At 71.6% G+C, this 18,326-nt stretch carries 16 protein-coding genes; 11 read left to right on the plus strand and 5 right to left on the minus strand.

The genetic code is table 11. The features are described 5' to 3' along the window. On the minus strand, positions 1 to 654 hold the full coding sequence (locus ACIP37_RS15625; RefSeq protein ID WP_363580426.1) for an MBL fold metallo-hydrolase: 654 nt from the start codon (positions 652 to 654) through the stop codon (positions 1 to 3). Between the two features lie 48 nt (positions 655 to 702). Further along, positions 703 to 1,437 carry a maleylpyruvate isomerase family mycothiol-dependent enzyme gene (locus tag ACIP37_RS15630; protein WP_363580428.1) on the minus strand — a complete coding sequence of 245 codons (735 nt, stop codon included), beginning with the start codon at positions 1,435 to 1,437 and terminating at the stop codon, positions 703 to 705. 268 nt (positions 1,438 to 1,705) lie between these two features. On the opposite strand from ACIP37_RS15630, the gene uvrA reads away from it, so the two are divergent. The 11 genes from uvrA to ACIP37_RS15685 all read left to right on the plus strand — a co-directional run bounded on the left by uvrA (position 1,706) and on the right by ACIP37_RS15685 (position 14,752). After that, the gene (gene uvrA, locus ACIP37_RS15635; RefSeq protein WP_350885808.1) at positions 1,706 to 4,615 is read left to right on the plus strand and encodes an excinuclease ABC subunit UvrA; all 2,910 of its coding nucleotides are present in this window, start codon (positions 1,706 to 1,708) and stop codon (positions 4,613 to 4,615) included. A 111-nt stretch (positions 4,616 to 4,726) separates the two neighbouring features. Then, complete coding sequence (locus ACIP37_RS15640) at positions 4,727 to 5,170, plus strand: Rieske (2Fe-2S) protein (RefSeq protein ID WP_363580430.1); 444 nt, start codon at positions 4,727 to 4,729, stop codon at positions 5,168 to 5,170. A gap of 96 nt (positions 5,171 to 5,266) precedes the next feature. Further along, positions 5,267 to 7,348: an excinuclease ABC subunit UvrC gene (gene uvrC, locus ACIP37_RS15645; protein ID WP_363580432.1), complete on the plus strand. Its 2,082-nt coding sequence runs from the start codon at positions 5,267 to 5,269 to the stop codon at positions 7,346 to 7,348. 118 nt (positions 7,349 to 7,466) lie between these two features. Next, a complete protein-coding gene (gene rapZ, locus ACIP37_RS15650; RefSeq protein WP_350885802.1) occupies positions 7,467 to 8,351 on the plus strand; it encodes an RNase adapter RapZ in 885 nt (294 codons plus the stop codon). Between the two features lie 63 nt (positions 8,352 to 8,414). Then, the gene (yvcK, locus tag ACIP37_RS15655; RefSeq protein WP_350885867.1) at positions 8,415 to 9,512 is read left to right on the plus strand and encodes a uridine diphosphate-N-acetylglucosamine-binding protein YvcK; all 1,098 of its coding nucleotides are present in this window, start codon (positions 8,415 to 8,417) and stop codon (positions 9,510 to 9,512) included. Next, positions 9,503 to 10,483 carry a DNA-binding protein WhiA gene (gene whiA / locus ACIP37_RS15660; protein WP_063349505.1) on the plus strand — a complete coding sequence of 327 codons (981 nt, stop codon included), beginning with the start codon at positions 9,503 to 9,505 and terminating at the stop codon, positions 10,481 to 10,483. Before yvcK ends, whiA begins: the two co-directional genes overlap by 10 nt. A gap of 300 nt (positions 10,484 to 10,783) precedes the next feature. Beyond that, a complete protein-coding gene (gene gap / locus ACIP37_RS15665; RefSeq protein ID WP_363580434.1) occupies positions 10,784 to 11,791 on the plus strand; it encodes a type I glyceraldehyde-3-phosphate dehydrogenase in 1,008 nt (335 codons plus the stop codon). Positions 11,792 to 11,941: 150 nt separating this feature from the next. Then, positions 11,942 to 13,144, plus strand: coding sequence for a phosphoglycerate kinase (locus ACIP37_RS15670; protein WP_363580436.1), 1,203 nt, complete (start codon positions 11,942 to 11,944; stop codon positions 13,142 to 13,144). Between the two features lie 5 nt (positions 13,145 to 13,149). Next, positions 13,150 to 13,935 carry a triose-phosphate isomerase gene (gene tpiA / locus ACIP37_RS15675; protein WP_350885798.1) on the plus strand — a complete coding sequence of 262 codons (786 nt, stop codon included), beginning with the start codon at positions 13,150 to 13,152 and terminating at the stop codon, positions 13,933 to 13,935. Positions 13,936 to 14,022: 87 nt separating this feature from the next. Continuing rightward, a complete protein-coding gene (secG, locus tag ACIP37_RS15680) occupies positions 14,023 to 14,259 on the plus strand; it encodes a preprotein translocase subunit SecG (protein ID WP_063349509.1) in 237 nt (78 codons plus the stop codon). A 205-nt stretch (positions 14,260 to 14,464) separates the two neighbouring features. Then, positions 14,465 to 14,752 (plus strand): RNA polymerase-binding protein RbpA, encoded by a 288-nt coding sequence (locus ACIP37_RS15685; RefSeq protein WP_063349510.1) that lies wholly within the window; start codon positions 14,465 to 14,467, stop codon positions 14,750 to 14,752. A gap of 68 nt (positions 14,753 to 14,820) precedes the next feature. Here the strand turns inward: ACIP37_RS15685 and pgl are convergent, their stop codons facing one another. Genes pgl through zwf form a run of 3 tightly spaced genes read right to left on the minus strand, consistent with a single transcriptional unit; the run spans position 14,821 to position 18,265 of the window. Beyond that, on the minus strand, positions 14,821 to 15,609 hold the full coding sequence (gene pgl / locus ACIP37_RS15690) for a 6-phosphogluconolactonase (RefSeq protein WP_363580439.1): 789 nt from the start codon (positions 15,607 to 15,609) through the stop codon (positions 14,821 to 14,823). Then, the gene (gene opcA / locus ACIP37_RS15695) at positions 15,606 to 16,712 is read right to left on the minus strand and encodes a glucose-6-phosphate dehydrogenase assembly protein OpcA (RefSeq protein WP_363627954.1); all 1,107 of its coding nucleotides are present in this window, start codon (positions 16,710 to 16,712) and stop codon (positions 15,606 to 15,608) included. The genes pgl and opcA overlap by 4 nt, the downstream gene beginning before the upstream one ends. After that, on the minus strand, positions 16,709 to 18,265 hold the full coding sequence (zwf, locus tag ACIP37_RS15700; RefSeq protein ID WP_363580670.1) for a glucose-6-phosphate dehydrogenase: 1,557 nt from the start codon (positions 18,263 to 18,265) through the stop codon (positions 16,709 to 16,711). The genes opcA and zwf overlap by 4 nt, the downstream gene beginning before the upstream one ends. Between the last annotated feature and the right edge of the window lie 61 nt (positions 18,266 to 18,326).

Below are 18,326 nucleotides of genomic sequence, written 5' to 3' on the forward strand. Positions count from 1 at the left end.
TCACCAGCCGCGCTCGCGCCACTCGTCGAGGTGCGGGCGCTCGGCGCCGAGGGTGGTGTCGTTGCCGTGGCCGGGGTAGACCCAGGCCTCGTCCGGCAGCACGTCGAAGACCTTCTCGGTGACGTCTCGCAAGAGCGTGCGGAAGGCCTCCGGGTCGCCCCAGGTGTTGCCGACGCCACCGGGGAAGAGGCAGTCGCCGGTGAAGACGTGCGGGTGGCCCTGCGGGTCGTCGTAGACCAGCACGATCGCGCCCGGGGTGTGTCCGACCAGGTGCCGGACGGTGAGTTCCACGTCGCCGACCCGCAGCTTGTCGCCGTCCGCGAGCAGCAGCTCGGTGGGCACGTCGACGCCCTCGGCGTCGTGCGCGCCGGCGGCGGTGCGAGCCCCCGTCACCGCGACCACCTCGGCGAGCGCGGCCCAGTGGTCGTGATGCCGGTGGGTGGTGACCACGGTGGCCAGCTCGTCGCCGATGGTCTCCAGCAGCACCGGGGCGTCGGCGGCCGCGTCGATCAGCAGCTGCTCGTCGGTGGCCCGGCAGCGCAGCAGGTAGGCGTTGTTGTCGTACGGGCCGACGGCCACCTTGGTGATGATCAGGTGCGCCAGCTCCCGCACGTCCGGCGGCCCGCCGACCTTGACCGCTCCGTGGTACGTCATCCGTCCGCTCCTCGTCCGGTGAAGGGGTTCAGGATCATCTTCGCGCCGTCAGCCCAGCGGGGGAAGCTGGGGGAGGGCGGTGTCGGGGGTGGCCCGGAGGTCGGCGCCGTCGGAGCGGCCGGAGAGCCAGGCGAGCAGGGAGCGGAGGGGGCCCCGGACGGTGAGGGCGGGCTCGCCGGTGCCGATCAGGCCGATGTCCCCGGTGTCCTCGGCGACGAGCTCGACGCCGGGCAGGGCGGCGCCGTGCAGCTTGTTGGCGATCTTGTGGAACTCGGTGACGGCGAAGACCTCCGGCCAGTGCGCGGGGGTGTGGCCGGCGTCCAGGTCGACGTGGTGGTACTCGACCTCGGCGAGGCGCTTCCACGGGAGGTCGTGGGCGGGGAAGACGTAGCCGGTGCGGTGGCGGACCTCGACCGTCCAGGCATCGGCGGGCAGCAGCGCGGCGGCCGCGGCGAAGCGCTCGCGGGAGTCGCGCAGGTCGGCGAGCTGGACGTCGACCGGGCGGGGCGCGCCCTCCTCGATCTGCCGGTCGCGGGCCTCGGTGCTGGCGTACTGCGGGATGTCGGTGCCGGTGCGGGCGCCGTCCAGCAGGTTGACCAGGGAGTCGGCGTTGCGGGCGAGGTGGGCCAGCACGTGACCGCGGGTCCAGCCGGGCAGGGCGGAGGGCTCGGCGACGGCCTCGGGCTTCAGCTCGGCGACGGTGTGCAGCAGGTGCCGGGTGCTCTCCTCGACCAGGGCCAGGTACTGCGCGGCGGCCTCGGCGGCGGTCTGCGGGTCGGTCATCGGATCGGCCTTCTGTGGGAGACGGCGCGTTGCCCGCGGGGGGCTCCGCTCGTTGACCAGCTGACGCTATCGCCGAATCCGACCGCTGAGCAGGGCCTTTTTCGGTCCGGGTACGGAGGGTCCGAGGGGCGCTCTCACTCGTTCGGGTGGACTCCACTGGACACGGTCGATATTCGAACGTCTGAGCTAGTAGGCTGGCTGCCGCATCCTGGAAGAAGCACACATCTCCCCGCAAGTCCTCTCGCCCCGGAGAAAGGCGCCAGAAGCAGTGGCCGACCGCCTCATCGTCCGCGGTGCTCGCGAGCACAACCTCAAGAACGTCTCGCTCGACCTGCCCCGCGACTCCCTCATCGTCTTCACGGGCCTCTCCGGCTCCGGCAAGTCCTCGCTCGCCTTCGACACGATCTTCGCCGAGGGCCAGCGCCGCTACGTCGAGTCGCTGTCCTCCTACGCCCGCCAGTTCCTCGGGCAGATGGACAAGCCCGATGTGGACTTCATCGAAGGCCTCTCCCCGGCCGTCTCGATCGATCAGAAGTCCACCAACCGCAACCCCCGTTCGACCGTCGGCACGATCACCGAGGTCTACGACTACCTGCGCCTGCTGTTCGCCCGGATCGGCAAGCCGCACTGCCCGCACTGCGGCCGCCCGATCGCCAAGCAGTCGCCGCAGGCGATCGTCGACAAGGTGCTGGAGCTCGCCGAGGGCACCCGGTTCCAGGTGCTCAGCCCGGTGGTGCGCGAGCGCAAGGGCGAGTTCGTCGACCTCTTCGCCGACCTCCAGTCCAAGGGCTACTCGCGCGCCCGGGTGGACGGCGAGACGATCCAGCTCGCCGAGCCGCCGAAGCTCAAGAAGCAGGAGAAGCACACCGTCGAGGTGGTCATCGACCGCCTGACCGTCAAGGAGAGCGCCAAGCGGCGGCTCACCGACTCGGTGGAGACGGCCCTGCGGCTGTCCGGCGGCATGGTCGTGCTCGACTTCGTCGACCTCGCGGAGGACGACCCGGAGCGCGAGCGGATGTACTCCGAGCACCTCTACTGCCCGTACGACGACGTGTCGTTCGAGGAGCTGGAGCCGCGCTCGTTCTCCTTCAACTCGCCGTTCGGCGCCTGCCCGGACTGCTCGGGCCTGGGCAACCGGATGGAGGTCGACCCGGAGCTGGTCGTCCCGGACCCCGAGCGCTCGCTGGAGGAGGGCGCGATCCACCCGTGGTCGGCGGGCCACGCCAAGGAGTACTTCCAGCGGCTGATCGACGCGCTCGCCGGGGAGCTCGGCTTCCGCACCGACATCCCGTGGGCCGGGCTGCCGGCCCGCGCCAAGAAGGCGCTGCTGTACGGGCACAAGCACCAGGTGCAGGTCAGCTACCGCAACCGCTTCGGGCGCGAGCGCTCGTACAGCACCGGCTTCGAGGGCGCCGTCCCGTTCATCCAGCGCCGGCACACCGAGGCGGAGAGCGACAGCAGCCGCGAGCGCTTCGAGGGCTACATGCGCGAGGTGCCCTGCCCGACGTGCGAGGGCACCCGGCTCAAGCCGGTGGTGCTCGCAGTCACCGTCGAGGAGAAGTCGATCGCCGACGTCTCGGCGATGTCGATCAGCGACTGCGCCGAGTTCCTGGGCGCGATGAAGCTGAACGACCGGGACAAGCAGATCGCCGAGCGCGTCCTGAAGGAGGTCAACGAGCGGCTGCGCTTCCTGGTCGACGTCGGCCTGGACTACCTCTCGCTGAACCGCGCGGCCGGCACCCTGTCCGGCGGCGAGGCCCAGCGCATCCGACTGGCCACCCAGATCGGCTCCGGCCTGGTCGGCGTGCTGTACGTGCTGGACGAGCCGTCCATCGGCCTGCACCAGCGGGACAACCACCGGCTGATCGAGACGCTGGTGCGGCTGCGCGACATCGGCAACACGCTGATCGTGGTCGAGCACGACGAGGACACCATCAAGACGGCGGACTGGGTGGTCGACATCGGCCCGGGCGCCGGCGAGCACGGCGGCAAGGTGGTGCACTCCGGCTCGTTGAAGGGGCTGCTGTCCAACAAGGAGTCGCTGACCGGCCAGTACCTCTCCGGCAAGCGGTCCATCCCGATCCCGGCGGGCCGCCGCGACCGGGACAAGAAGCGCCAGCTGACCGTCCACGGCGCCCGCGAGCACAACCTCAAGGACGTCACGGTCGGTTTCCCGCTCGGCACCTTCACCGCGATCACCGGCGTCTCCGGATCCGGCAAGTCGACGCTGGTCAACGACATCCTCTACACCCACCTCGCCCGGGAGCTGAACGGCGCCCGCAGCGTGCCCGGCCGGCACACCCGGATCACCGGCACCGACCTGGTGGACAAGGTGGTGCACGTCGACCAGTCGCCGATCGGGCGCACCCCGCGCTCCAACCCGGCCACCTACACCGGGGTGTTCGACCACGTGCGCCGGCTCTTCGCGGAGACGCAGGAGGCGAAGGTCCGCGGCTACCTGCCCGGCCGGTTCTCCTTCAACGTCAAGGGCGGCCGCTGCGAGAACTGCTCGGGCGACGGCACCATCAAGATCGAGATGAACTTCCTGCCGGACGTCTACGTGCCGTGCGAGGTCTGCCACGGCGCCCGGTACAACCGGGAGACGCTGGAGGTCCACTACAAGGGCAAGTCCATCTCCGAGGTGCTGGACATGCCGATCGAGGAGGCGCTGGCCTTCTTCGAGGCCGTCCCGGCGATCGCCCGGCACCTCAGGACGCTCAACGACGTCGGCCTCGGCTACGTCCGGCTCGGCCAGTCCGCGCCGACGCTCTCCGGCGGCGAGGCGCAGCGCGTCAAGCTCGCCTCCGAGCTGCAGAAGCGCTCCACCGGGCGGACGGTCTACGTGCTGGACGAGCCCACCACCGGCCTGCACTTCGAGGACATCAGCAAGCTGATCAAGGTGCTCAGCGGGCTGGTGGAGAAGGGCAACACGGTGATCGTCATCGAGCACAACCTCGATGTGATCAAGACCGCCGACTGGGTCGTCGACATGGGCCCCGAGGGCGGTTCCGGCGGCGGCATGGTGGTCGCCGAGGGCACCCCGGAGCAGATCGCCGCCGTCCCGGAGAGCCACACCGGCAAGTTCCTCCGGGACATCCTTCCGGGCGAGTTCGCGGACGCCCCGGTCGCCCCGGTGAAGAAGGCGCCGCGCAAGCGCGCCGCCGCGGCGAAGAAGTAGCGAAGAGGGAGAAGCGACCCGCTCCGCCGCCCCGCCCCCCGGGGCGGCGGAGCGGGTGCCGCATAGACTTCCGTGGTCCCTCGTAGGAAGCCGAACCGCAGGAGCGCACCGATGTCAGAGGCCCCCGAGACCAGCCCCGCCACCTCCCGCCGCACCGTGCTCTGCGGCGCCGCCGCCGTACTGGCGGCCGGCGGCACCGTGGCGGTCGCCGGCTGCGGTTCCTCCTCGGGCTCCTCCGGCGCCGGCAGCGCGGCCAAGAGCCCGGTGGACCTCGGCCCGGCCTCGGCGGTGCCGGAGGGCGGCGGCAAGGTCTTCCGCAACCAGAAGATCGTCGTGACCCAGCCGACCGCGGGGGAGTACAAGGCCTTCAGCGCCGTCTGCACCCACGCCGGCTGCGTCGTCGACCAGGTGAAGAGCCAGCAGATCCAGTGCCCCTGCCACGGCAGCCGGTTCGCCATCACCGACGGCGCCGTCCAGGACGGCCCGGCCCCCAGGCCGCTGCCCGCCTACGCCGTCACGGTCGACGGCGGGAACCTCAAGGTGACCCCGAGCTGAAGCAGTTGATCTCCGCCCAGTCGATCCCCGCCCCGTTGATCTCCGCCCCGTCGATCTCTCCTTCGCGGCCCCGGCCCCACTCGGTACGGTGGACCCATGGCTGACCCGAGCACCTACCGCCCGGCGCCGGGCGCGATCCCGACCTCACCGGGCGTCTACAAGTTCCGTGACGCCCACGGACGGGTCATCTACGTCGGCAAGGCCAAGAGCCTGAGGCCGCGCCTGTCGTCCTACTTCCAGGACCTGGCCGGCCTGCACCCGCGCACCGCGACCATGGTCACCACCGCCGCCTCGGTGGAGTGGACGGTGGTGGCCACCGAGGTCGAGGCGCTCCAGCTGGAGTACTCCTGGATCAAGGAGTTCGACCCGCGGTTCAACGTCAAGTACCGCGACGACAAGAGCTATCCGGAACTCGCCGTCACCCTCGACGAGGAGTACCCGCGGGTCCAGGTGATGCGCGGGGCGCACAAGAAGGGCGTGCGATACTTCGGCCCGTACGGGCACGCCTGGGCGATCCGCGAGACGGTCGACCTGCTGCTGCGCGTCTTCCCCGTCCGCACCTGCTCCAACGGCGTGTTCAAGCGCGCCCGGCAGGTCGGCCGGCCCTGCCTGCTCGGCTACATCGGCAAGTGCGCCGCGCCCTGCGTCGGCAAGGTCTCGCCGGACGAACACCGGGCGCTGGCCGAGGACTTCTGCGACTTCATGGCCGGGCGCACCGGCAACTACCTGCGCCGGCTGGAAGAGCAGATGCGGGAGGCCGCCGAGGAGATGGAGTACGAGAAGGCGGCCCGGCTGCGGGACGACATCGGCGCCCTCAAGCGCGCGATGGAGAAGAACGCCATCGTGCTCGCCGACGCCACCGACGCCGACCTGCTGGCCGTCGCCGAGGACGAACTGGAGGCCGCCGTCCAGATCTTCCACGTCCGCGGCGGCCGGGTGCGCGGCCAGCGCGGCTGGGTCACCGACAAGGTCGAGGACGTCGACACCGCCGGCCTGGTCGAGCACGCCCTCCAGCAGCTCTACGGTGGTGCCGGCGGCCCGGACGAGCGCAACGAGTCCGTCCCGCGCGAGGTGCTCGTCCCCGCGCTGCCCGAGCCGGCCGGTCCGGTCCGGGACTGGCTGAGCGGCCTGCGCGGCAGCCAGGTCGACCTGCGGATCCCGCAACGCGGCGACAAGAAGGACCTGATGGCCACCGTGCAGCGCAACGCCCAGCAGGCGCTGGCACTGCACAAGACCAAGCGCGCCTCCGACCTCACCACCCGCAGCCGCGCCCTGCAGGAGATCGCCGACGCGCTGGAGCTGGACTCGGTGCCGCTGCGCATCGAGTGCTTCGACATCTCCCACCTCCAGGGCGAGGACGTGGTCGCCTCGATGGTCGTCTTCGAGGACGGCCTGGCCCGCAAGAGCGAGTACCGGCGCTTCCAGATCAAGGGCTTCGAGGGCCAGGACGACGTCCGCTCGATGCACGAGGTGATCGGTCGGCGCTTCCGCCGCTACCTCCAGGAGCGCGAGCAGACCGGCGAGTGGGTCGTCCCCGAGGCCGACGACCCGGGCGCCGCCGCCGACGGCACCGGGGCCCCGGCCGGCCCGATCGACCCGGAGACGGGCCGTCCGCGCCGCTTCGCCTACCCGCCCCAACTGCTGGTCGTCGACGGCGGCCAGCCGCAGGTCGCCGCCGCCAAGCGCGCCCTGGACGAACTCGGCATCGACGACGTCGCGCTGTGCGGCCTGGCCAAGCGGCTGGAGGAGGTCTGGCTGCCCGGCGAGGACGACCCGGTCGTGCTGCCGCGCTCCAGCGAGGGCCTCTACCTGCTCCAGCGGGTCCGCGACGAGGCCCACCGCTTCGCGATCACCTACCAGCGCAGCAAGCGTTCCAAGCGACTCACCGCCGGGGAACTGGACTCCGTCCCGGGCCTCGGCGAGACTCGCCGCCAGGCGCTGCTCAAGCACTTCGGCTCGCTGAAGAGGCTCCGGGCCGCCACCGTCGACGAACTCTGCGCCGTACCCGGCATCGGACGCCGCACGGCGGAGACTGTTGCGGCGGCGTTGTCCTCCCGTACACCCGTCGCACCAGCGGTGAACACCGCTACCGGCGAGATCATCGAGGACGGGGCCGAACCGGCCGCCGAGCCGGTGGTCGCAGCATCCCAGACCGCACCATCCCAGGAGACGCCATGACGGTCGACGCCGACCGTCAGACGGCGCGCCCAGCCCCCGCCCGCCTGTCCGGGCAGGGGAAGGGCGGTCGCGCCGTGCGCGTTCTCCCCAGCAGAAAGACCGAGAGCGGGGAACCGAAGTGACCGTGTCAGACGTGGCCGAGAACGCGCCGGAGCTGGTGATCATCTCCGGCATGTCCGGAGCCGGCCGCTCCACCGCCGCGAAGTGCCTGGAGGACCTGGGCTGGTTCGTGGTGGACAACCTGCCACCGGCCCTGATCCCGACCATGGTCGACCTGGGCGCCCGCTCCCAGGGCAACGTCGCCCGGATCGGCGTGGTCGTGGACGTCCGGGGCCGCCAGTTCTTCGACGACCTGCTCACCTCGCTCGACGAGTTGGAGAAGCGCGGCGTCCGGCTCAGCGTGGTCTTCCTGGACTCCTCCGACGACGCGCTGGTCCGCCGCTTCGAGAGCGTGCGCCGCCCGCACCCGCTGCAGGCCGACGGCCGGATCGTCGACGGCATCGCCCAGGAGCGCGACCTGCTGCGCGACCTGCGCGGCGAGGCCGACCTGGTGATCGACACCTCCAACCTCAACGTGCACCAGCTGCGCGCCAAGCTGGACGCCCAGTTCGCCGACCACGACGAGCCCGAGCTGCGCGCCACCGTGATGTCCTTCGGCTTCAAGTACGGCCTGCCGGTCGACGCCGACCTGGTGGTGGACTGCCGCTTCCTGCCCAACCCGCACTGGGTGCCCGAGCTGCGCGCCCGCACCGGCACCGACGCGGACGTCGCCGACTACGTGTTCCAGCAGCCCGGCGCCAACGAGTTCCTGGACGGCTACGCCGAGCTCCTGCGCATCATCACCGAGGGGTACCGCCGCGAGGGGAAGCGCTACATGACGCTTGCCGTAGGCTGCACCGGTGGCAAGCACCGCAGCGTCGCGATGTCCGAGCGCCTGACCAAGCGTCTCATCGCCGACGGAGTGGAGACGGTGCTCGTCCACCGTGACATGGGACGGGAGTGACCGCCGCCTCCTAGCCGGGCCGCCGGCGGGGCCGGCGGCCGCGGCGAGGAACGCGAGGTGAGTGTGGCGGGATATGTGCCCGGGCGGCAGCCGCAGAACAGGAGTGCCGACCGGGCGGGTGGCCCGGCCCGGCCGCCGGTCCCGAGCCGGCCGCGCAGCAGCCCCGCCCGGGCCAACCCGGCCCCCCGGATCACCGCGCTCGGCGGCGGCCAGGGCCTGTCCGCCTCGCTCTCCGCGCTGCGCCGGCTCACCAGCGACCTGACCGCCGTGGTCACCGTCGCCGACGACGGCGGCTCCAGCGGCCGGCTCCGCACCGAGCTGGGCGTGCTGCCCCCCGGCGACCTGCGCAAGGCGCTGGCCGCGCTGTGCGGGGACGACGACTGGGGGCGCACCTGGTCCGAGGTGATCCAGCAGCGCTTCACCGGCACCGGCGAGCTCGGCGGCCACGCGGTCGGCAACCTGCTGATCGTCGCGCTCTGGGAGAAGCTCGGTGACCCGGTGGCCGCCCTGGACTGGGTCGGCCGGCTGCTGAACGTCCAGGGCCGGGTACTGCCGATGTCGGCGGTGCCGCTGGACATCGAGGCGACCGTGCGCGGCCACGACCCGGAGCGCCCCGGCGAGCTGTCGGCCGTCCGCGGCCAGGCCAGCGTCGCGGTCACGCCCGGCACCGTGCAGTCGATCCGGCTGCTGCCGGACGGGCCGCCGGCCGTCCCGGAGGCGGTCACCGCCGTCCGGGAGGCGGACTGGGTGGTGCTCGGTCCCGGCTCCTGGTTCACCAGCGTGCTGCCGCACCTGCTGGTCCCGGAGCTGGCCAAGGCGCTCACCGAGACCCGCGCCCGCCGCCTGCTCACCCTGAACCTGGCCCCCCAGCCCGGCGAGACCGAGGGCTTCACCCCGCAGCGCCACCTGGAGGTCATCGCCGACCACGCCCCGGGCCTCGCGGTGGATGCGATCCTGGTGGACGAGCGCGCCGTCACCGGCGGCGCCTTCGGCCAGGCGGATCTGGCCGGTCTGGAGAAGGCCGCCGAGCGGATGGGCGCCGCCCTGGTCCTGGGCCGGGTGGCCCGCACCGACGGCACCCCGCGACACGACCCGGAGCTGTTGGCGGCAGCGTACGACCGGATTTTCCGGACACATGGAAGGATCGGGCCATGGCGATGACTCCAGCGGTGAAGGACGAGATCAGCCGGCTCCCGGTCACCAGGGCCTGCTGCCGCAAGGCGGAGGTGTCGGCGATCCTGCGGTTCGCGGGCGGGCTGCACATCGTGAGCGGCCGGATCGTGATCGAGGCGGAGCTGGACACCGGCGCGGCGGCGCGGCGGCTGCGCAAGGACCTGCTGGAGATCTTCGGACACTCCTCCGACCTCGTGGTGATGGCCCCCGGCGGACTGCGGCGCGGCAGCCGCTTCGTCGTCCGGGTGGTCAAGGACGGCGAACTGCTCGCGCGCCAGACCGGCCTCGTGGACGGCCGGGGCCGGCCGATCCGGGGGCTGCCCCCGGCAGTCGTCTCCGGGGCCACCTGCGATGCCGAGGCGGCCTGGCGCGGGGCCTTCCTGGCGCACGGCTCGCTCACCGAGCCGGGCCGCTCCTCCTCGCTGGAGATCACCTGCCCCGGCTCCGAGGCCGCCCTCGCCCTGGTCGGCGCGGCCCGCCGGCTCGGCATCCCGGCCAAGGCCCGCGAGGTGCGCGGCGTGGACCGGGTGGTGATCCGCGACGGCGACGCTATCGGCGCGCTGCTGACCCGGCTCGGCGCGCACGAGTCGGTGCTCGCCTGGGAGGAGCGCCGGATGCGGCGCGAGGTCCGGGCCACCGCCAACCGCCTGGCCAACTTCGACGACGCCAACCTGCGCCGCTCGGCCCGCGCCGCGGTGGCGGCCGGCGCCCGGGTGGCGCGGGCGCTGGAGATCCTCGGCGAGGAGGTGCCCGAGCACCTGGCCGCGGCCGGTCAGCTGCGGATGCAGCACAAGCAGGCCTCGCTGGAGGAACTGGGCGCGCTCGCCGACCCGCCGCTGACCAAGGACGCGGTGGCCGGCCGGATCCGCCGCCTGCTGGCGATGGCGGACAAGCGCGCCTCCGAGCTCGGCCTGCCGAGCACCGAGGCCAACCTCACCGACGAGATGGCGATGAACTGACCGCCGCACCGAGTGGCTGTTCCGCGGCCGGTGTCCGGATTCCGGGCACCGGCCGCCGCCGTGTCCGGAGGGGATACCCGGACGCGCCCGGTGTGCGCAAATTGGTAGAGACCACTGACCGGGACCAACTGCCCTGACGGCCAAGGACGGTCGGCCTGATTTCGCGCCACGCCAGGTCGTCGCACGTGGCGCGATGTGCCCTCCCAGGCCTGGGAGGGGTAGGGTCATAGGCGGTCGGGGACTTCCCAAATCTCACCCCCGTCGGCTTAGCTCCGGCGTACCTAACGAGGAGATCGGTTCGTGACGATCCGGGTAGGCATCAACGGATTCGGCCGCATCGGCCGCAACTTCTTCCGCGCGGTCAAGGCGCAGGGCGCGGACATCGAGATCGTCGGTGTCAACGACCTCACTGACACGAAGACCCTGGCTCACCTGCTCAAGTACGACACCACCCTGGGCACCTTCCCGGGCGAGGTCTCGCACACCGAGGACAGCATCACCGTCGACGGCAAGACCTTCCAGGTCAGCGCCGAGCGTGACCCCGCCAACCTGCCGTGGGCCGCCCTGGGCGCCGACATCGTCGTCGAGTCCACCGGCATCTTCACCAAGGCCGAGGCCGCGAAGAAGCACCTCACCGCCGGCGCCAAGAAGGTCATCATCTCGGCGCCCGCGAGCGACGAGGACGTCACCATCGTCCTGGGCGTCAACGAGGACAAGTACGACGCCGCCAACCACTCGATCATCTCCAACGCCTCGTGCACCACCAACTGCGTGGCGCCGATGGCCAAGGTGCTGCACGAGAACTTCGGCATCGTCAAGGGCCTGATGACGACCGTCCACGCGTTCACCAACGACCAGGTGACCCTGGACTTCCCGCACAAGGACCTGCGTCGCGCCCGTGCCGCGTCGCAGAACATCATCCCGACCTCGACCGGTGCCGCCAAGGCGACCGCCCTGGTCCTGCCGGAGCTGAAGGGCAAGCTGGACGGCACCTCGCTGCGCGTCCCGGTCCCGACCGGCTCCATCACCGACCTGGTCGTCACCCTGGAGCGCGAGGTGACCAAGGACGAGGTCAACGCCGCCTTCCAGAAGGCCTCGCAGGAGGGCCCGCTCAAGGGCATCCTGACCTACACCGAGGACCCGATCGTCTCCTCGGACATCGTCAACGACCCGGCCTCCTGCATCTTCGACTCCCAGCTCACCATGGTCCAGGGCAACCAGGTCAAGGTGCTCGGCTGGTACGACAACGAGTGGGGCTACTCGAACCGCCTCGTCAACCTGACCTCCCTCGTCGGCGGCCAGCTCTGACGCAGCGGGAGCTGACGTGATGTAGGGGCGAGGGCCCGGCTGGCGCACTGTGCCGACCGGGCCCTCGCTCTGCGCACCAGGACTTCCCAGGCGGCCCCTGCGCCGTGCCGCCTCTGCGCATCAACCATCTCCCCAGGAGAGCCAATCCCCGTGAAGACCATCGAAGACCTCGACGTCGCCGGCAAGCGCGTGTTCGTCCGTGCCGACCTGAACGTCCCGCTGGACGGCACCACGATCACCGACGACGGCCGGATCCGCGCCGTCGCCCCGACCATCGCCAAGCTCGTCGAGCGCGGCGCCCGGGTCGTCGTCGCCTCCCACCTCGGCCGCCCCAAGGGCGCGCCGGACCCGCAGTTCTCCCTCGCGCCGGCGGCCGCGCGCCTCGGCGAGATCCTCGGCAAGAACGTCGCCTTCGCCACCGACACCGTGGGTGAGAGCGCCGAGTCCACCGTGGCCGCGCTGGGCGACGGCGAGGTCGCGCTGCTGGAGAACCTGCGCTTCAACGCCGGCGAGACCAGCAAGGACGACGCCGAGCGCAAGGCCTTCGCCGAGCAGCTGGCCGCCCTCGCGGACCTGTACGTCGGTGACGGCTTCGGCGCCGTGCACCGCAAGCACGCCTCGGTCTACGACCTGCCCGGCCTGCTGCCGCACGCGGCCGGCGACCTGATCGCCACCGAGGTCGGTGTGCTCAAGAAGCTCACCGAGGAGGTCGCGCGCCCGTACGTGGTCGTGCTCGGCGGCGCCAAGGTCTCCGACAAGCTCGGCGTGATCGACAACCTGCTGAAGAAGGCCGACCGGATCCTGATCGGCGGCGGCATGGCGTACACCTTCCTCAAGGCCAAGGGCCACGAGGTCGGCATCTCGCTGCTGCAGGAGGACCAGATCCCGGTCGTCCTGGACTACCTGAAGCGCGCCGAGGAGACGGGCGTCGAGTTCGTCCTGCCGGTGGACGTCCTGGTGTCGGTGGACTTCCCCGACCTCAAGACCAAGGCCCCGGCCAACCCCTCGCTCGTCGCCGCGGACGCGATCCCGGCCGACCAGGAGGGCCTGGACATCGGCCCGAAGACCCGCGAGCTGTACGCGGCGAAGCTGGCCGACGCGGGCACCGTGTTCTGGAACGGCCCGATGGGCGTCTTCGAGCACCCGGACTACGCGAACGGCACCAAGGCCGTGGCCCAGGCGCTGCTGGACAGCGACGCGTTCACCGTGGTCGGTGGCGGCGACTCCGCCGCGGCCGTCCGCATCCTGGGCTTCGACGAGAACGCATTCGGACACATCTCGACCGGCGGTGGCGCCAGCCTCGAGTACCTGGAGGGCAAGACCCTCCCCGGTCTCGCCGCCCTGGAAGGCTGAAAGCAATGACTGAGCGTCTCCCGCTGATGGCGGGCAACTGGAAGATGAACCTCAACCACCTTGAGGCCATCCAGCACACCCAGAAGCTGGCCTTCGCGCTGGCCGACAAGGACTACGAGGCCGTCGAGGTCGCCGTCCTGGTGCCGTTCACCGACCTGCGTTCGGTGCAGACCCTGGTCGACGGCGACAAGCTGAAGATCAAGTACGGCTCGCAGGACATCTCGCAGCACGACTCCGGTGCCTACACCGGCGAGGTCTCCGGCCCGATGCTGGCCAAGCTGAAGTGCACCTTCGCGGTGATCGGCCACTCGGAGCGCCGCCAGTACCACGGTGAGGACGAGGCGATCGTCAACGCCAAGGTCAAGGCCGCCTACCGGGCCGGGATCACCCCGATCCTGTGCATCGGCGAGCCGCTGGACGTCCGCAAGGCCGGCACCCACGTCGAGCACACCCTCGCCCAGCTGGACGGCGCCCTGGCGGACATCCCGGCCCACCAGGCCGAGTCCATCGTGGTCGCCTACGAGCCGGTCTGGGCGATCGGCACCGGCGAGGTGGCCACCCCGGAGGACGCGCAGGAGGTCTGCGCCGCCATCCGCAAGCGGATCGCCGAGCTGTACGACGCCGAGCTGGCCGACAAGGTCCGCGTGCTGTACGGCGGTTCGGTGAAGTCGTCGAGCGCGGCCGGTCTGATGGCCAAGCCCGACATCGACGGCGGCCTGATCGGCGGTGCCTCGCTGGACGCCGACGAGTTCGTCAAGATCGTGCGCTACCGTGAGCAGGCAGTAGGCTAACGCCGCTGCAGCAACGTAGGCTTTGGGGCCGGACCGCCGTCAGCGGTCCGGCCCCGTCGCCGAAGATACGAGAGAGTTGGTCCCGTCGTGGTTCTCGGGTTCTCGATTGCCCTGATCATCTTCAGTCTGCTGATGATCCTGCTGGTGCTGCTGCACAAGGGGAAGGGCGGCGGCCTGTCGGACATGTTCGGTGGCGGCGCGATGTCCACCGGCGGCGGCTCGGCGGTGGCCGAGCGCAACCTGGACCGCATCACGATCGTGGTCGGTCTCGCCTGGTTCGCCTGCATCATCGTGCTGGGCCTGGTGCTGAAGTACAAGAGCTGACGTAACCCTGACGCCCCGTCGCCCGAGCGCCTATCCTGGGACGGTCGGGGGCGGAGGCGATGGCGGTGGACGCTTAACTCCTGCTTACACTAGGACGACTTTCGCCACCGACGCGCACCGCGGAGGGTCGGCGCACCAGCACGCAGGGAGTCAGACCGTGGCAAGTGGCAACGCCATCCGTGGCAGCAGGGTCGGAGCGGGCCCGATGGGCGAGGCGGAGCGCGGCGAGTCCGCCCCGCGCAACCGGATCACCTTCTGGTGTGCCAACAAGCACGAGACCCGGCCGAGCTTCGCCGCCGAGGCCGTCATCCCGGACACCTGGGACTGCCCGCGGTGCGGTTTCCCGGCCGGACAGGACGAGCACAACCCGCCCGCGCCCTCGCGCAACGAGCCGTACAAGACCCACCTCGCCTACGTCCGCGAGCGGCGCACCGACGCCGACGGCGAGGCGATCCTCGCCGAGGCGCTGGCCAAGCTGCGCGGCGAGATCTGACCCGGACGACAGACAGCGAAGGGCGCCACCGTCGAGGACGGTGGCGCCCTTGTGCGTTGCCGGGCCCGTTACGCCGAGGCCGGCGGGTACAGCTGGGGCGGGATCTGCTCCGCCGCGGCCCGGTCCAGCAGCCACAGGGTGCGGCTGCGGCCGTACGCGCCGGAGGCGGGCGCCTGGAGCTCGCCCGGGCCGGACAGGGCCATCGCGACCGCGTCCGCCTTGTCCGCGCCGGCCGCCAGCAGCCAGACCTCGCGGGCCGCCCGGATCGCCGGGAGGGTGAGCGAGATCCGGGTCGGCGGGGGCTTGGGGGCCCCGCGCACGCCGATCACGGTCAGCTCGGTCTCCCGCACGCCCGGGTGCTCGGGGAAGAGCGAGGCGACGTGGGTGTCCGGGCCGACGCCGAGCAGCAGCACGTCGAAGGCCGGGACGCCGAGCCGGTCACCCGGGCCGGAGGCCTTCGCCAGCTCCTCCGCGTAGCGGGCGGCGGCGGCCTCCACATCCGAGCCGTCCGCACCGTCCGAGGCGGGCATCTCATGCACCCGCGCCGGGTCGAGCGGGACGGAGTCCAGCAGTTCGGCGCGGGCCTGGACGGCGTTGCGGTCCGGGTCCCCGGCGGGGACGAAGCGCTCGTCGCCCCACCAGAGGTCCAGCCGCGCCCAGTCGACCGCGTCGCGCGCCGGGGAGGCGGCGATCGCGGCCAGCAGGGCGTTGCCGTTGCGCCCGCCCGTGAGCACCACCGAGGCGGTGCCGCGGGCGGCCTGGGCGTCCACGATCCGGGTGATCAGCCGGGCCGCGGCCGCCTGGGCCATCAGCTCCTTGTCCCGGTGGACGACCAGCTGCGGGGTCGCGTTGGTCATGCGCTCCCCTTGGCGGCGCGCTTGGCGGGCTTCTTGGCGGGAGCCTTCTCGGCGGCCTCGGCCTCGGCCACGTCCTCGGACGCGACCTTGGCGGTCACCCGGGCGGGGTTGGCCACCGCGGCCTCGGTGACCGCCGCGCGGGCGACCCGCTCGGCCGCCGCCGTCTCGGCGGTGTCCGGCTCGCGCAGCCGGTCGACGGGCGTGCGCACGGCCGTCGCGTAGATGTCGTCCGGGTCGAGCCGGCGCAGTTCCTCGGCGATCAGCTCCGAGGTCTCGCGCCGCTTGAGCGCCACCTGGCGGTCCGGGGAACCGACCATGGAGAGCGTGCCCATCAGGCCGTCCGGGCGGTCCAGGGTGATGTCGCCGTCCTTGGTGCGCAGGTGCACCGCGGTGATGCCGGGGCCGCCGGTGACGATCCGCTCGACCGGCACGTGCAGCCGGTTGTGCAGCCAGAGGCCGAGCAGTTCGACGCTGGGGTTGTAGGACTCGCCCTCGACCACCGCGGAGGTGATCGTGACCGGCCGCTGGTCCAGCGCGGCGGCCAGCATCGAGCGCCAGCCGGTGATCCGGGTCCAGGCCAGGTCGGTGTCGCCCGGGGTGTAGCTCTGGGCCCGCTGGGCGAGCTGGCCGACCGGGGACTCGGCGGTGACGGCGTCGGTGATCCGGCGCTGGGCGAGCGCGCCCAGCGGGTCCTGCGCCGGGTGCAGCGGCGCGTTGTCGGGCCACCAGACGACGACCGGGGCGTCCGGGAGCAGCAGTGGCAGGACCACCGACTGCGCGTGCGCGGCGAGTTCGCCGTGCATGCGCAGGATGACCGTCTCTCCCGAGCCGGCGTCGGTGCCGACGAGGATCTCGGCGTCCAGCCGGGTCTCGGCGCGGGCCCGGGGCGAGCGCCCGGCGCGCTTGATCACCGCGAGGGTGCGCGAGGGGTGCTCGCGGGAGGCGTCGTTGGCGGCCTTGAGGGCGTCGTACGCGCTGCCCTCGTCGGTCACGATCACCAGGGTGAGCACCATGCCGGCGGCGGTGGAGCCGCTGGCCCGGCGCGCCTCCATCAGCGCGGCGTTGATCTTGCTGGACGTCGTGTTGGTGAGGTCGATCTTCATGGCCGGCGCCAGCTCCTGCCGTCTCGTGCGAGCATCTCGTCCGCCTCGGCCGGGCCCCAGGTCCCCGCGGAGTACTGGGCGGGCTTGCCGTGGGTGTCCCAGTACTTCTCGATCGGGTCGAGGATCTGCCAGGAGAGCTCGACCTCCTGGTGACGCGGGAACAGGTTGGCGTCGCCGAGCAGCACATCGAGGATGAGCCGCTCGTACGCCTCCGGGCTGGACTCGGTGAAGGACTCGCCGTAGGCGAAGTCCATCGTGACGTCCCGGACCTCGAAGGAGGTGCCCGGCACCTTGGAGCCGAACCGCACCGTCACGCCCTCGTCCGGCTGGACCCGGATGACCAGGGCGTTCTGCCCCAGCTCCTCGGTCGCGTAGGAGTCGAACGGCAGGTACGGGGCGCGCTGGAAGACCACCGCGATCTCGGTGACCCGGCGGCCCAGCCGCTTGCCGGTGCGCAGGTAGAACGGGACGCCCGCCCAGCGGCGGTTGTTGATCTCCAGCTTGATCGCCGCGAAGGTGTCGGTCTTGGAGTCCGGGTCGATGCCGTCCTCGTCCAGGTAGCCGACCACCTCCTCGCCGCCCTGCCAGCCGGCCGCGTACTGGCCGCGCACGGTGTGCCGGCCGAGGTCGGCCGGGAGCTTGACGGCGCTGAGCACCTTGAGCTTCTCGGCCACCAGCGCCTTCGGGTGGAAGGACGCAGGCTCCTCGATGGCGGTGAGCGCCATCAGCTGGAGCAGGTGGTTCTGGATGACGTCGCGGGCGGAGCCGATGCCGTCGTAGTAGCCGGCCCGGCCGCCGATGCCGATGTCCTCGGCCATGGTGATCTGCACGTGGTCGACGTACGACCGGTTCCAGATCGGCTCGAACATCTGGTTGGCGAAGCGCAGCGCCAGGATGTTCTGGACCGTCTCCTTGCCCAGGTAGTGGTCGATCCGGAAGACCTCGTCCCGGGGGAAGACCTCGTGGACGATCCGGTTCAGCTCCTGGGCGCTCTCCAGGTCGTGGCCGAAGGGCTTCTCGATGACCGCGCGGCGCCACGAGCCCTGCGGGGGGTCGGCCAGGCCGTGCTTCTTGAGCTGCTGGACGACGGTCGGGAAGAACTTCGGCGGGACGGACAGGTAGAAGGCGAAGTTGCCGCCGGTGCCCTGCGCCTTGTCCAGCTCGTCGATGGTCTCGCGGAGCTTGTCGAAGGCGTCGTCGTCGTCGAAGGTGCCGTGGACGAAGCGCATGCCCTTGGCGAGCTGCTGCCAGACCTCCTCCCGGAACGGGGTGCGGGCGTGGTCCTTGACCGCGTCGTGGACCTCCTTGGCGAAGTCCTCGTCGTCCCACTCGCGCCGGGCGAAGCCGACGAGAGAGAAGCCCGGCGGCAGCAGACCGCGGTTGGCCAGGTCGTAGATGGCCGGCATGAGCTTCTTGCGGGACAGGTCGCCGGTGACTCCGAAGATGACCAGACCGGACGGCCCCGCGATGCGCGGGAGCCGTCGGTCGGCCGGGTCACGAAGCGGGTTGACGGGGGCCGGCGGGAGATCGTCCGCGTCCGACTCCGAGGTCAACTCGGGGAAATCAGTGCTCACTTGTTGGGCTCCGCTTTCGTGCGCTGGCTGTGTGAGCGAA

The sequence above is a fragment of the Kitasatospora sp. NPDC088861 genome (assembly GCF_044750105.1).
Classification (GTDB): domain Bacteria; phylum Actinomycetota; class Actinomycetes; order Streptomycetales; family Streptomycetaceae; genus Kitasatospora.

Bases quoted from the DNA above. Each gene is read 5' to 3' on its own strand.
- ACIP37_RS15625 (WP_363580426.1), bottom strand. From the start codon at position 654: ATGACGTACCACGGAGCGGTCAAGGTCGGCGGGCCGCCGGACGTGCGG.
- ACIP37_RS15630 (WP_363580428.1), bottom strand. From the start codon at position 1,437: ATGACCGACCCGCAGACCGCCGCCGAGGCCGCCGCGCAGTACCTGGCC.
- ACIP37_RS15640 (WP_363580430.1), top strand. From the start codon at position 4,727: ATGTCAGAGGCCCCCGAGACCAGCCCCGCCACCTCCCGCCGCACCGTG.
- uvrC (WP_363580432.1), top strand. From the start codon at position 5,267: ATGGCTGACCCGAGCACCTACCGCCCGGCGCCGGGCGCGATCCCGACC.
- whiA (WP_063349505.1), top strand. From the start codon at position 9,503: ATGGCGATGACTCCAGCGGTGAAGGACGAGATCAGCCGGCTCCCGGTC.
- tpiA (WP_350885798.1), top strand. From the start codon at position 13,150: ATGACTGAGCGTCTCCCGCTGATGGCGGGCAACTGGAAGATGAACCTC.
- ACIP37_RS15685 (WP_063349510.1), top strand. From the start codon at position 14,465: ATGGGCGAGGCGGAGCGCGGCGAGTCCGCCCCGCGCAACCGGATCACC.
- pgl (WP_363580439.1), bottom strand. From the start codon at position 15,609: ATGACCAACGCGACCCCGCAGCTGGTCGTCCACCGGGACAAGGAGCTG.
- opcA (WP_363627954.1), bottom strand. From the start codon at position 16,712: ATGAAGATCGACCTCACCAACACGACGTCCAGCAAGATCAACGCCGCG.